We start from the raw sequence: 13,787 nt of genomic DNA on the forward strand, positions 1-13,787 counted from the left end.
GGATGCCTATGGACGCGTTACTCCGCACCCTGTTTCAATCCTTCGCCAAAAGCCAATCCGTGGGACGTATGGCCCGCCGATACGGACTGCGCTTTGGTGCCGGTCGGTTTGTGGCCGGAGAAACCATTGATGGTGCAATTGAAGCTGTACGCGCATTAAATGCGACTGGTCGGGTAGCCACCCTCGATCATCTCGGCGAGTTCGTGTCCACGGAAGCCGAAGCAGAACTATCCATGCGGATGTGCCTCAAGACGCTGGACGCCATCAACGAAGCCGGAGTCGAAGCCAATCTCTCGCTGAAGCTCACTTCGCTGGGGCTTGGGATTAGCGACGAAATCTGCTTACGTAACCTGACCACGATCCTGAACCGGGCCCGAATGTACGGATTGTTTGTGCGCATCGACATGGAGGATTTTGCCCACTGTGAAAAAACCATCTCGATCTACAAGCAACTGCGCGAACAAACCGACAACGTTGGCATCGTCATCCAAGCTTACCTTTATCGCTCCCTGGAAGACGTCGAGGATCTGAAGCCCCTTAAGCCGAACCTTCGCCTCGTGAAGGGAGCTTACAAGGAATCGCCGAAAGTCGCATACCCGGCCAAGCCGGACGTCGACGAAAATTTCAAACGCCTCATCTCTACCCACCTGATGAACGGCGGTTATGCCGCCATAGCAACCCATGACTCCCAGATTATCGACTACGCTAAGAAAACAATTCAAGATTTAGCCATTCCGCCGGACCGCTACGAATTTCAAATGTTATATGGCATTCGCGAAGATTTACAGCTTGCGCTCGTTCGCGAAGGTTACAAGGTTCGGGTGTACGTCCCGTTTGGCAGCGATTGGTTTGGCTACTTTATGCGCCGCCTCGCGGAGCGTCCCGCCAATGTATGGTTTGTCTTAAAGAACTTATTTAAGTAAATATCCAAAATCTTATTCGTAAGGAGCGCGCCCCTATGAGCACAACCGCAAAACTGGAAGCTTTCCGCAACGAACCGTTTACCGACTTTAGTCAGGAATCGGCCCGCCAGGCCATGGAAGCCGCGATTTCCCAAGTGAAATCGGAGCTGGGACGGGAGATTCCGCTGCAGATCGGCGGTGAGAAGATTTTTACGGAGGCCAAAATCCGTTCAATCAACCCCGGCAATCTCGATGAAACGATGGGTTGGGTCAGCAAAGCCGATCAGGAGCTGGCCGAGAAAGCGATGCAGGCTGCACTTACGGCGTTTGAATCGTGGAAAAAGGTGCCGCCCCGCGAACGCGCACAGTACCTGCTGAAAGCCGCCAAGCTCATGACCGAACGGAAGCATGAGTTCTCCGCCCTGATGGTGCTCGAAGCCGGCAAGAACTACGCTGAAGCGGACGCCGATACGGCGGAGGCGATCGATTTTCTGAATTTTTACGCACGGGAAATGATCCGCCTGAGCGAGATCAACGAAACGATGCCGCTGACGCCAGTCCCGGGGGAGCAAAACCGGCTGACCTACATCCCGCTCGGCGTTGGTGTCATCATTCCGCCATGGAATTTCCCGCTGGCGATCTGCGTGGGCATGACCTCGGCGGCGATTGTGGCTGGCAACACCGTGCTGCTCAAGCCCGCCTCCAACACCCCGGTCATCGCCTACAAGTTCGCTGCGCTGATGGAGGAGGTTGACTTGCCGGCCGGAGTGCTGAACTTCATCCCCGGCAGCGGCTCTGAGGTTGGCGATTATCTGACCACGCACCCGAAAACCCGGTTCATCAGCTTCACCGGCTCGAAGGAGGTCGGACTGCGCATCAGCAAGTTGGCAGCCGATACGGCACCCGGGCAGATCTGGATCAAGCGGCTGGTCGCCGAAATGGGCGGCAAGGACGGCATCGTCGTTGATGAAACTGCAGATCTGGATGCGGCTGCTCAGGCCATCGTGACCTCAGCTTTTGGGTTCCAGGGACAAAAATGCTCCGCCGGATCCCGCGCTTTCATCGTAGAGTCCGTCTACGACGAAGTGGTGGAGAAAGTCGTGTCTTTGACGAAGCAGCTGGAGATTGGCCTCCCCGAGCACAATAAAGCGGTTGGACCGGTGATCGACGAGGCTTCTTTCCGCAAAATCCTCGATTATATTGAGGTCGGCAAACAGGAAGGGCAGCTCCTTACCGGCGGACAGCAAGCCGAAGGCAACGGCTATTATATCGAACCCACCGTGTTCGCCGGCGTTGATGGGAAGGCGCGGATTATGCAGGAGGAGATTTTCGGGCCGGTGCTGGCGATCGGCAAAGCGAAGGATTGGCGCGAAGCGATCGCGTTGTACAACGATACTGAGTTTGGGCTGACGGGGTCGTTCTTTTCCCGGGATGAGGATCGCATCAGCGAAGCGCTGGAAACAATGCACTGCGGCAATCTGTACGTGAACCGCAAATGCACCGGGGCGTTGGTCGGCGCCCACCCGTTTGGCGGCTTTAATATGTCGGGAACCGACTCGAAAGCCGGCGGCTATGACTACCTGCTGCTGTTCACCCAAGCCAAGCTGACTTCCCGGAAGCTGTAGGCGATGCACGATTGCTGGATGCTCTTTTGCTCTCTTGTTCGCGATCTCTTACTCTCTTGTTCTTTTGCTCGCGATAATTTTCTCTCTTGTTCGCTTGGTCGCTTGGTTGTTTGGTCTCTTGCTCTCTAGCTCGTTTGGTCATTTGCTCGTTGATCGCGAGGCCGGTGCTCCCTGCTCTAACGCTGATACAGAACGCTATTGTTGCAAAAACGGCATGTCAAAAATTCTAACGACGCTGAGCCACGCTATTTGGGCAAAAACACCTCAATTCACCCGAAAAATGGTGAAATAAGCTCCGTGATCAGCGTTAGATTCGCAAATAGGCGATTTTTGCTGCAATAAGGTTTGTGGCAAGCGTTAGAGCTGCGGCAGCGAACTTAGCAGACTTCAAATATTTCTCCAATACGGACGGAAGAAGGGTAACCCATGATTATGAACGGGAAACGAACACTTTCGGAAAATATGGACGTTTTGACCAGCACCCAACAGGTCATTCGCATGGCGCTCCAGACGATGAACGAGCCGCCGGCGATGTTTGACCTGCTCAAGGAGCCGCTGCGGATGCTGACCGTACGGATTCCGGTGAAGATGGACGACGGCTCGGTCCAGGTCTTTACCGGTTACCGCGCTCAGCACAATGACGCGGTCGGGCCGACCAAAGGCGGCGTGCGGTTCCACCCCGACGTGACGGCGGAGGAAGTGAAGGCCTTGTCGATGTGGATGAGCATCAAATGCGGCATCGTGTCGCTGCCCTACGGCGGCGGTAAAGGCGGAATCGCCTGCGACCCGCGGACGATGTCGATGCGCGAGCTGGAAGCCTTAAGCCGCGGGTACGTCCGGGCGATCAGCCAATTGGTTGGGCCGACCAAGGATATCCCGGCGCCTGACGTGTACACCAATTCGCAGGTGATGGCCTGGATGATGGACGAGTACAGCCGGATCCGCGAATTCGATTCGCCCAGCTTCATCACCGGCAAACCGCTGGTGCTCGGCGGCTCCTACGGACGGGAATCGTCGACAGCCCTTGGCGTCACGATCGTGCTGAAGGAGGCCGCAAAGATGGCCGGCATGGCGGTGGAAGGCTCGCGGGTCATCATCCAAGGCTTTGGCAATGCCGGCAGCTACCTGGCGAAGTTTCTGCATGACGCCGGGGCCATCATCGTTGGCATTGCGGATGCGCGCGGCGCGCTGTACGATCCAAACGGGCTCGATATCCTCGAGCTGTTGGATCGGCGGGATTCTTTTGGCGCGGTGACCCACCTCTACTCCAACCGGATCACAAATCAGGAACTGCTTGTGAAGGAATGCGATATCCTCGTGCCGGCTGCGATCGAAAACCAACTCACCGAGGAAAATGCGCCGCACATCCAAGCTAAGCTGATCGTCGAAGCGGCCAACGGTCCAACGACGTATGCAGCAACGGAAATTTTGTCCAAGCGCGGGGTTCTGATTGTGCCGGATGTCCTAGCGAGTGCGGGCGGCGTGGTCGTATCCTATTTTGAGTGGGTGCAAAACAATCAGGGTTACTACTGGCCGCTGGAGGAAGTGAACGCGAAGCTGGAGCAGCTGTTGGTGGACGCTTTTCACAAGGTTTATCAGACTTCGGTGACACGCCGGGTGAACATGCGTCTTGCCGCATATATCGTGGGGCTGAAGCGAATGACCGAGGCGGTAAAATGGCGGGGGTGGATTTAAGTTATGGCACGTACGTTAATTATTATCCGATTGGAGCTCGACCATAAGAAGGCCAGCTTCGGCGATGTCGCTGCTGCGGTGAGCGGTGCCGGAGGCGACATTACGTCGATCGACGTGATCTCCTCGGCTAAAGGATCTTCGGTACGCGACATTACCGTCGATACGGGCGACCAAGACGAAACGGCGTTCGTCAAGGCGCTTCGCAAGCTGCATGGTGTCCGGCTGATCAACGTCTCCGATCGCACGTTTCTCATGCATCTCGGCGGTAAAATCGCCATCGAGCCAACGATGCCAATTCGCAACCGCGACGATCTGTCGCAGGTGTATACGCCAGGGGTCGCCAAAATCTGCACGGCGATCCACGAAAGTCGAAACAAGGCGTTTTCGCTGACGATTAAACGCAACACTGTGGCGGTCATCACGGACGGAACCGCCGTGTTGGGGCTTGGCAATATCGGTCCGTACGCCGCGGCGCCGGTGATGGAAGGCAAGGCGATGCTGTTTAAGCAGCTGGCCGGGGTTGATGCTTTTCCGCTCTGCCTGGATACGAGCGATACGGAAGAAATCATTCGTACCGTTAAAGCGATCAGTCCGATTTTTGGCGGCATCAATCTGGAGGACATCAGCTCCCCCCGGTGCTTCGAAATTGAGCAGCGGCTGGCGGAGGAACTGGACATCCCGGTCTTCCATGACGATCAGCACGGAACAGCGGTGGTCGTGATCGCCGGGTTAATTAACGCGCTGAAGGTCGTCGGCAAATCGATGTCCGAGGTGCGGGTCGTGGTAAGCGGTGTTGGGGCAGCGGGTGTCTCCATTTGCAAAATGCTGCTGTCCGCAGGCGTAACTAAGCTTGTGCCGGTGGACAAGGAGGGAGCGATTGTCCGCGGTGGAACGTACAGCCACCCGATGTGGCAGTGGCTCGCGGAGCAGCCGCAGGTGGAAAGTCAGCCCGGCTCGCTGCAAGATGTCCTGCCTGGTGCTGACGTGTTCATCGGCGTCTCTGCGGGGAATCTGCTGACCGGTGAACATTTGCGGACGATGAACGAGCAGCCGATCGTGTTTGCCCTCGCCAACCCGCACCCGGAGGTTGATCCGGAGGTAGGGCTGGCTCACGCAGCTGTCTTCGCGACCGGCCGAAGCGACTATCCGAACCAGATCAACAACGTGCTTGTGTTCCCCGGCGTCTTCCGCGGCGCGCTCGATTGTCGGGCCCGCGTGGTCAACGAAGCGATGAAGCTGGCCGCAGCACAAGCTATCGCCTCCGCCGTTACTGACGAGGAGCGGAACGAGCAGTATATCATCCCGAGTATTTTTAATGATCAGGTCGTCCCGCTCGTGCGCAAAGCCGTCATCAACGCGGCCATTGCCACCGGTGTGTCCCGGCGCATTCCGCCGGATTTCCGGTGACGCCGCGTAAGTGGATACCTCATCCTGCTATACTTCCCTTTTGGCCCTTCTGTCTTTGGCAGCAAGGGCTTTATTATGTTCCCAAATCAATAGTTCAAAATTTGATTGCATGCAGCAACTCAAATGTCGGACATTGACGGTTCCTATGCGAAAGATGCCATTATGGAGCTGGTCAACAAGGGGATCATTAACGGAAAAGGAGACGGAAAATTTGAGATTGCCGATTATGCCTTCCAGTGGGTGAGGAGCGGCGTCTCCCCGTCGAATTTATTGATTCCGAGCCTCTTGAAGGCTAATCTTTCAAAGCCCCACCCCAAGAACGGCCCCCTGGCCGTTCTTTTTTTCTACACCAACAAGTTCCCGCCAACGAATTTATCCAAAATATGATATAACAATATTAATGTGTTTTTTGAAATTAATCCTTCAGGATGTGACTCTGTGAGCATTGAGAAAAAACCGGGAAAAATCGCGCAGCGGCTCGTGTTGTCGGCCCTACGCGCATTCCTCCAAAGCCGTTCCCAGATCAAGGTGGAGCGCAACGATACCGTGGGCTTGAAGCCGCCGTATCTGATTTTGGCGAACCATGTAACCAACTGGGACCCGTTCTATATCAACTGTTACGTGGACGAGCCGATCAGCTTCGTGACCGGAGCTTCCCTGTTCCGGAACACGTTGCTGGCCAAGCTGCTGAATTACACCGGGGCAATCCCCAAAATGAAAAATAAAAACGATACGCGGACGATCCGCAGCATGATCAAAGCCAAGCAGAGCGGACGCGTCATCGGTCTCTTCCCGGAAGGGAACCGGAACTGGGACGGGACGACCGAGCCGTTGTTCTATTCCACGGCCAAGCTGGTGAAGTTGCTGGATGTTCCGGTGGTCATCGCCACCATTTCCGGCGGTCATCTGTCCTCTCCCCGTTGGGCGGAGAACCATCGCAGGGGACCCATTCACCTCTCCTTCGAGAAAAAATGGGACGCTGGCGCATTCGCCAACCATACCCCAGATGAGATCCATCACCTGCTGACGGAGGCGTTGGCGCATGACGATGCAGAGTGGCAATCCCAAACCGGGGCTGCCTATTACGGTAAAGCCCCGGCGCATTACCTGGAGCGCCTGCTGTTTATCTGCCCGCACTGCGAAGTACCAGGCCGCCTCCGCTCCGAACAAGACTTGTTCGGCTGCACGGCCTGCGGCTATACCGTTCGCTACACGCCGCAGGGCAAATTCGCGCAGTTTACCCATCCGCTGCGCTTCTCGACTACGCGGGACTGGAATCGCTGGCAGCTGGAACGGCTGAATCAAGTAATACAAGAACCGGAACAGCTCACCTCCTGGGAATCCGTCATGCAGGATCCCGTGCATATGTATGTGTCGGAAAGAGAGCAGCCCTTTCAATCGCTGGGAACGGGACAACTGCGCTGGAACGCTGATCACGAAGATTCTCTTACGTTTCAAGGGGATAACGGACAGCCGTATTCCTTCCCATTTACCGAGTTGGAGGGGATCAACGTACAGCTTCACCACAAGTTTGAATTTTATGTCGGCGATAAGCTGTATCGGTTCCTGTTTTACCAACCGCGAACCTCGGCTTACAAATGGCTCAAATTTATGACCGCGCTGAAACAGCGTGCACTCCGGTAGAAAATAGGAGGTTCTCCCTTTGGATAATTCATGGTCTTTCGTGATCGACTTTACGCTGCTTTCGCTGCTGATGGTCGTATCGGCCGTCCTCAAGGCGCGCATTCCACTGTTGCGCAAAATCATCGTCCCCACCTCCATGGTCGCCGGCATCCTCGGATTGATCGTGGGTCCGGAGCTGCTCGGGTGGCTGAATTTCAACCTCGATCGTCTGGGGCAACTGGTCTACCATCTGATGGCGATCGGATTCATTGCCCTCTCCCTCAAAGAACGGGAGGTGTCCAACAGCCCGGCGGTCATGAAATCTGGGATGCTCATCGTCTCGACGTACCTTATCCAAGGGCTGGTGGGATTTGGTCTGCTCCTGATCCTGACAGAGCTTTTCTATCCCGACATGTTCCCAGGCATCGGCTTGCTGCTCCCTCTCGGGTATGGACAAGGTCCGGGACAAGCCTATTCGATCGGCAGCCGTTGGGAGGCTTTGGGGCTTGAAGGCGGCGGGAACCTCGGCCTAACCATTGCCGGGTTCGGCTTCATCTGGGCCGTGATTCCCGGAATCATTCTGATGAACTTCCTGATCCGCCATCCGAAATTTAAACAGGCGGCATCCCGCCCACTCAAAGAACGCACCGAGGTCACGGAAAAATCAGAAGAAGGCGAAATTCCGCTCAGTGACGCGATCGACAAGCTGACCTACCAAATCGCGCTGATCGGCTTTATTTACCTGGTCACTTACTTGACGTTACGTGGACTGGAGGCGGTGCTGACTCCACTCGGGACCTATGGGGAAACATTGGCCCAACTGCTGATTGGCTTCCACTTCCTCATCGGCAGCCTGTACGCCATGTTGTTCCGGTGGATTCTCAACCGTTGGAAGCAAGCGGGCTTCCAGTTGGAGCATTCCCCGAACAACTACCTGTTGCAGCGGATCTCCGGATTTTCCTTCGATTACATGATCGCCGCCTCGATCGCTGCGATCTCGATCTACGCGTTGAAGCAATACTTGACGCCGGTACTCATCCTAACGACAGTCGGCGGGTTAGTAACGGTATGGTTTATAGTTTGGTTAGTGCCGCGGGTGTTGCCGGAGGACAAATTGCCAAACGTTCTCGGTTTTTACGGGATGCTGACCGGAACGATTTCTACCGGGCTTGCGCTCGTCAAAGCCGTCGATTCGAAATTTCAGTCGAATACGACGGACAACTTGGTCATGGGCAGCGCGTCCGCAATTATGTTCGGATTTCCACTGTTGCTGATTTTGAACATCCCCATCGTCGGGTATCTGCAAAATCAACCGGTGATGTACCTGTACACCTTTGGCGCCCTATTCCTGTATTTCGCGATTCTGACGGGCTTGCTGCTGTACCGGTCCCGGAAAACGACCGCCTAAGTGAGCTTCTAAACGAAAATCCCCACCCTCTTTCACCAAGAGAGTGGGGATTTTTTGACGATTGTTTATTTTGCCGGTTTGGAAAGGTTAGCTTTCTGGAACCCTTAGTAACTGTCCAAGGCTGCGAACAACATGTAAGCAAACAACACCACCCACATGATCCATCCGGAGTTGAAGCCGGAAACTCCCAATCCGAAAATATCCTCCAACTTCGCGATAAAACCGGGGGACAGCAGCTCTGCATTTCCGATGATGGTGCCGAACACCACCAACGAAAGGACGTGGTTGGCCACGTTCAGGAACGCGATCTTCACGTTCCATTGGGCAACGATCCATTTGTAGATCGCCAGAGCAACATCCAGCGCAAGAACCACCGCGATAAACGGCCAATACGAAAGCAGTACCTCCTGATTAAAGATCGGAGTCGTCATTTCTATGCCGTTTCGGCCTTTCTCATATACGCCAATCAACCGATCTGCGTTAAAATAGACGCTTCCCCATATCGCCGTCCACATGAGGCTGGCGAATACCTCGCTTTTCTTGATCACTTTCTTCGCAGGGACATATCGGGTATCCTTCAAATCATCCGGCGTCCAAGCTTTGAACTTGCCGTTCAGCGGCAGTTCATTGCCGGTTCCCGTCCGTTCCAGAATGACAAACGCCAGGGTAATCCAAAATACGGTCTGCACCCCCGTGCTAAACACCGTCCCTATAGCTTTGCTGAGCAGGACTGCCGCGGCCTCCGCCGGAACGACTTCACCAGAATACGTAATGATTTGGTTGGCAATCAGCGAAAGGAGGGTAATTACGACCACGATCGGGACAATCATTTTCAAGACCTGAACATAAGTTTCATAGAAGCGAGGCCCGATCAAAAACGTTGGTTGGTCCCGATACTGAGCGGCCAACACGGCCGGATCGCCCAATTGAGTCAGCGCCTCCTTCACTTCGGCTTCGCTGGGTTCCTCCGCCAGCATATTCTCAATCGTGGAGCGCAGCTCCAGCGCGATGTCCTCCCGGCTCCGTTCCGGCAGCCGGTGAGTAAGTTCCTGCTTCTCCAGCCGGCGCAGCAGCGGATACAATGTGCTTTGATCAATGGTGATCCCGGATTGATCCAGCCGTTGAACGAGCGAATACCCGTATTGCGGCGTTCGCAACTGGCTTAGCACCGCCAAGGTCAACGTTCCGCGACGGAGCTGCGTGATCAAGGAAATTATTTTTCGTATACTGTGTGTCGTCTCCCCAAGGGGTCCTTCTCGCGCCTCTTTGCATGATTATCCCTTTCGTTCAGCGGAAAAATGAGGAGAGCAAGGGAGGGCAAGATAAGGTTACCTGGTGACTGGTAATGAGATGCGCACTTTCTGAGGCAACGGGATAATCATCAAGGGAAGGCGGCTGGCATAGGTGCCCTACGGAGGCCCTAACGACAAAAAATCCCGCCTCACAACGAGACAGGATTTCAACTCATAAGTTTCTAAGCTTTGGCAACCTCACTTCAAACTCGGTCCGAATCAGATCGCTTTGCACCGAGATGGTACCTTCGTGCTGCTCCACGATATTTTTGGCGATAAACAGGCCAAGACCGGTGCTGCCTTCCTGATACGTACGCGCACGATCGCCGGTGAAGAACATATCAAACACATGCGGCAGCTCGTCCGGCGGAATGGAGTCCCCGTAGTTGGTCACGCGCACGACAACCTCTTCCCCGTCCATCTTCCCATGGACGTCAACGTACTCCCCGTCTTTGCCGTAACGAACGGCATTGGACAGCAAGTTCTCAAAGACGCGGGCAAGCAGATCGCCATCGCCGGAGATCATCAGCTGCGGTTCGGTTTTTAGGCGAACGGCCAGCTCATTTTTTTCAAACACGGGGTACATCTCTTCGGTTAATTGACTCAGCAGCTCGCTCAAATCAAGCGGCCGGCGATGGATGTTCAGCTTACCGTAATTCATTCGCGTAACTTCGAATAACTCGTCGATCAGCTTCTCCAGACGCTGCGATTTGGTGTAGGCGATCGTGGTGTAATGCTTCATCTGCTCGGCGGTGAGGTCTTTCCCTTGCAGGATGAAATCCAGATATCCAATCACAGAAGTTAGCGGGGTTCGAAGATCATGGGCCAGGTTCAGCACAAGTTGCTCCTTGCTGTTCTCGGCAAAGTCGCCCCGTTCCACGGCTTGCTGCAGCTTCTCGCTGGCCAAATTGATGTCCCGTGCAATCTCTCCGAACTCGTCGCCGGAAGGAATATGAACCCGATGGGTGAAGTCTCCTCCCGCCAGTTGATTGATTCCCCGGGAAATTTCCCGGAAATACGCGACATAACGCCGAGTCAGCAAATAGAAGTATAAGAACGAGAGCGGGATAAAGATAATTAGAAACACGTTGATGTCACCGATCTCACGCATCATCCGGCGGACGTTATACAACGGGTCTTCACGCAGCAGCGTATGATAATACTCCCGCAGCGCCAGATAAGTCAGAAAGGTTGTCCCTGCAGACAATATCATGCTCAGCCCGAACAACCGGATCATTTGGAAGCGAAAGTTGCGAAATTTCGGTTTGTCGGTGTGATTATCCATTGAACGTGTACCCTACTCCCCAGACGGTTTTGATCAGCTTGTTCTTGTGCCGGTCTTCCCCCAGCTTCTTGCGCAAGCTTCGGATATGCACCATGACCGTATTCCCGCCTTCATAATAAGCCTCGCCCCAGACCTTCTCAAAAATATGCTCCGAACTGAACACCTTCTTCGGATGATTGGCCAGCAGGACCAAGATATCAAACTCTTTCGGCGTCAGCTCTACCGGTTCGCCGTAGAGGAACACTGTCCGGTGCTCGGGATGGATCACAAGCCCTCCGGCCTCCAGCACCGGCTCATCCGGGGGACCGGCAACCGACGGGTTCAGCTGGATAAAGCGCCGCAGTTGGGCGTTCACCCGGGCCACCAGCTCCATCGGATTAAACGGCTTCGTCATATAATCGTCCGCCCCGCGTACCAGGCCGGTGATTTTATCCAGATCGGTTGCTTTTGCACTTAAGAAAATGATCGGCAGATGGTGCTTCTCCCGGATTTGCCGGGTCACTTCATACCCATCGATCTTCGGCATCATAATGTCCAAGATCGCAAGATCCACGGATTGCGTCTGGATGACATCCAGCGCCTCCTGCCCGTTGGACGCTTTGATGCAGCGGTATCCTTCCCGGGCCAGGTGCAGCTCGATCAAGTCGGCGATTTCCGGCTCATCGTCCGCAATCAATACCGTGATAGGTTTCATCGATCATCGCTCCTTTTCATGGACAGCATAACCGAAGAGACCTTACGATTTCAAATGTTCATTCAGCACGTTCTCTTCCAGAACATCATAGCTGCCATACACCTTGTGGATATGCTGCTCTCCCCAGGCGCACAGCGCATCCAAAATTCCCCGTAAGCTCTCCCCGTATTCGCTTAGCTCATACTCGACCCGAGGCGGGACCTCCTGGTAGACGATCCGGCGAATAACGCCGTCGGCCTCCAGTTCGCGAAGCTGTTGGGTCAACATTTTCTGAGTGATGTCGGGCATCAGGCGTTTTAATTCACTGGTTCGTTTCCGACCGTGCGTCAAGTGGCACAGGATCACGCATTTCCACTTCCCGCCGATCACCTCAAGCGTCGCTTCTACGGAGATATTATATTTCTTCTCTTTCATTGAGATTGCTCCTTCTTTTTAATAGGCACAAAAAAGTACCTACATTACTTTTAGGTTCCTATATTACTTCAAAGTGCGTACTTCTCAAAAACTACCCTATCTCCCATAATAGCATTTGTCGCTCGCTTCTGCATCATTCCCCGGCAGATCAGCGGCGACCTGCAAACCATTATCTTTTGGGAGGTAGATTGACTCATGAATCATCAAAGAAGCACCTTGGCGCTGCTCGCCTTGGCCATTAGTGCCTTTGCCATCGGGACAACCGAATTTATCAGCGTCGGTCTGCTGCCTTTGATCGCCGAGGACCTGCACATTTCTACGACCACCGCAGGGCTGACGGTTTCCTTATATGCGTTAGGCGTCACTTTTGGAGCACCGGTACTCACGTCGCTAACCGCACGAATGTCGCGCAAAACACTGCTGCTGTGGATCATGGTCGTCTTCATGATCGGCAATGCCTTGGCTGCGGCGGCAACTAGCATTGTCATGCTGCTCGCGGCAAGGGTGATCTCTGCTTTTTCACACGGCGTGTTTATGTCGATCGGTTCAACGATTGCCGCTGACTTAGTGCCGGAACACCGCCGGGCCAGCGCGATTTCCATCATGTTCACCGGCTTGACCGTTGCGACGGTCACCGGCGTGCCGCTTGGCACCTTCATCGGTCAACAGCTCGGCTGGCGCGCCGCCTTTATCCTGATCGTCGTCGTGGGGCTCATTGGCTTTATCTCCAACAGCCTGCTGGTGCCATCCGGCTTGCGGAAAGGGGGGCGAACCGCGTTCCGTGACCAGGTGAAGCTGGTGACGAACGGACGGCTGCTGCTATTGTTCCTGATCACGGCCCTCGGGTATGGAGGCACCTTTGTCGTTTATACCTACTTATCGCCGATCCTTCTTGAAATTACAGGCTTCAAGGAAAGCGCGGTCGCCGTCATCTTGCTGGTCTACGGCATCGCGATTGCCATCGGCAACATGGTGGGCGGCAAGTTGTCCAATCGTCAGCCAATTCGGGCCTTGTTCTATATGTTTATCGTACAGGCGCTGATCCTGCTGGCCTTGCTGTTCACGGCTCCGTTCAAAGTCGCCGGCTTGGTGACCATTTTCCTCATGGGACTGCTGGCCTTCATGAACGTTCCGGGGCTGCAGGTTTACGTCGTGATGCTGGCAGAGCGGTTTGTCCCGTCCGCCGTCGACGTGGCCTCCGCGATCAACATCGCGGCCTTTAACGCCGGGATTGCCCTGGGGTCTTACCTGGGCGGGGTCATCACCGATTCGTTGGGTCTGATCCATACCTCGTGGATTGGCGCACTGATGGTCGCAGCTGCCGTACTTCTCACGGGCTGGAGCCGTGCTCTGGAAAGAAAAGACCGGCAGGAGACGATCATTTCACAACCATCGCTTCAACATAACTAATCATCTATTTCATCACCAAACTCAACTTCAAA

At 54.7% G+C, this 13,787-nt stretch carries 12 protein-coding genes and 1 pseudogene; 8 read left to right on the forward strand and 5 right to left on the reverse strand.

Going from position 1 to position 13,787, the window contains the following annotated elements:
* The first annotated feature begins 8 nt into the window (after positions 1–8).
* The 7 genes from ACL02P_RS16705 (at position 9) to ACL02P_RS16735 (ending at position 8,660) form a co-directional block, all read left to right on the forward strand.
* A complete protein-coding gene (locus ACL02P_RS16705; protein WP_036644142.1) occupies positions 9–923 on the forward strand; it encodes a proline dehydrogenase family protein in 915 nt (304 codons plus the stop codon).
* Between the two features lie 35 nt (positions 924–958).
* A complete protein-coding gene (pruA, locus tag ACL02P_RS16710; RefSeq protein ID WP_009223533.1) occupies positions 959–2,527 on the forward strand; it encodes an L-glutamate gamma-semialdehyde dehydrogenase in 1,569 nt (522 codons plus the stop codon).
* A gap of 426 nt (positions 2,528–2,953) precedes the next feature.
* A complete protein-coding gene (locus ACL02P_RS16715; RefSeq protein WP_323078128.1) occupies positions 2,954–4,222 on the forward strand; it encodes a Glu/Leu/Phe/Val dehydrogenase in 1,269 nt (422 codons plus the stop codon).
* 3 nt (positions 4,223–4,225) lie between these two features.
* The gene (locus ACL02P_RS16720; RefSeq protein ID WP_323078129.1) at positions 4,226–5,629 is read left to right on the forward strand and encodes an NAD-dependent malic enzyme; all 1,404 of its coding nucleotides are present in this window, start codon (positions 4,226–4,228) and stop codon (positions 5,627–5,629) included.
* A 123-nt stretch (positions 5,630–5,752) separates the two neighbouring features.
* Complete coding sequence (locus ACL02P_RS16725) at positions 5,753–6,016, forward strand: S-layer homology domain-containing protein (protein WP_323078131.1); 264 nt, start codon at positions 5,753–5,755, stop codon at positions 6,014–6,016.
* Positions 6,017–6,067: 51 nt separating this feature from the next.
* The gene (locus tag ACL02P_RS16730) at positions 6,068–7,273 is read left to right on the forward strand and encodes a lysophospholipid acyltransferase family protein (protein ID WP_339300647.1); all 1,206 of its coding nucleotides are present in this window, start codon (positions 6,068–6,070) and stop codon (positions 7,271–7,273) included.
* A gap of 19 nt (positions 7,274–7,292) precedes the next feature.
* The gene (locus tag ACL02P_RS16735) at positions 7,293–8,660 is read left to right on the forward strand and encodes an S-layer homology domain-containing protein (protein ID WP_323078135.1); all 1,368 of its coding nucleotides are present in this window, start codon (positions 7,293–7,295) and stop codon (positions 8,658–8,660) included.
* Positions 8,661–8,764: 104 nt separating this feature from the next.
* On the opposite strand, the gene ACL02P_RS16740 is transcribed toward ACL02P_RS16735, so the two are convergent.
* The 5 genes and pseudogenes from ACL02P_RS16740 to ACL02P_RS16760 all read right to left on the reverse strand — a co-directional run bounded on the left by ACL02P_RS16740 (position 8,765) and on the right by ACL02P_RS16760 (position 12,345).
* Positions 8,765–9,730 (reverse strand): HAAS signaling domain-containing protein, encoded by a 966-nt coding sequence (locus ACL02P_RS16740; RefSeq protein ID WP_412838258.1) that lies wholly within the window; start codon positions 9,728–9,730, stop codon positions 8,765–8,767.
* A pseudogene (locus ACL02P_RS16745) lies at positions 9,704–9,886 on the reverse strand (PadR family transcriptional regulator); the annotation flags it as partial. The gene ACL02P_RS16740 and the pseudogene ACL02P_RS16745, both read right to left, overlap by 27 nt.
* A gap of 238 nt (positions 9,887–10,124) precedes the next feature.
* On the reverse strand, positions 10,125–11,237 hold the full coding sequence (locus ACL02P_RS16750; protein ID WP_412837745.1) for a sensor histidine kinase: 1,113 nt from the start codon (positions 11,235–11,237) through the stop codon (positions 10,125–10,127).
* Positions 11,230–11,931 carry a response regulator transcription factor gene (locus tag ACL02P_RS16755; RefSeq protein ID WP_260070156.1) on the reverse strand — a complete coding sequence of 234 codons (702 nt, stop codon included), beginning with the start codon at positions 11,929–11,931 and terminating at the stop codon, positions 11,230–11,232. Before ACL02P_RS16755 ends, ACL02P_RS16750 begins: the two co-directional genes overlap by 8 nt.
* A gap of 42 nt (positions 11,932–11,973) precedes the next feature.
* A complete protein-coding gene (locus ACL02P_RS16760) occupies positions 11,974–12,345 on the reverse strand; it encodes a winged helix-turn-helix transcriptional regulator (protein ID WP_009223526.1) in 372 nt (123 codons plus the stop codon).
* Positions 12,346–12,540: 195 nt separating this feature from the next.
* Between ACL02P_RS16760 and ACL02P_RS16765 the strand changes: the two genes are divergently transcribed.
* Entirely contained in the window at positions 12,541–13,755 is a 1,215-nt protein-coding gene (locus ACL02P_RS16765; protein ID WP_323078142.1) for an MFS transporter, read from the forward strand.
* The last annotated feature ends 32 nt before the right edge of the window (positions 13,756–13,787 follow it).

Source organism: Paenibacillus sp. MB22_1 (assembly GCF_047200555.1).
Lineage (GTDB): Bacteria > Bacillota > Bacilli > Paenibacillales > Paenibacillaceae > Fontibacillus > Fontibacillus phoenicis.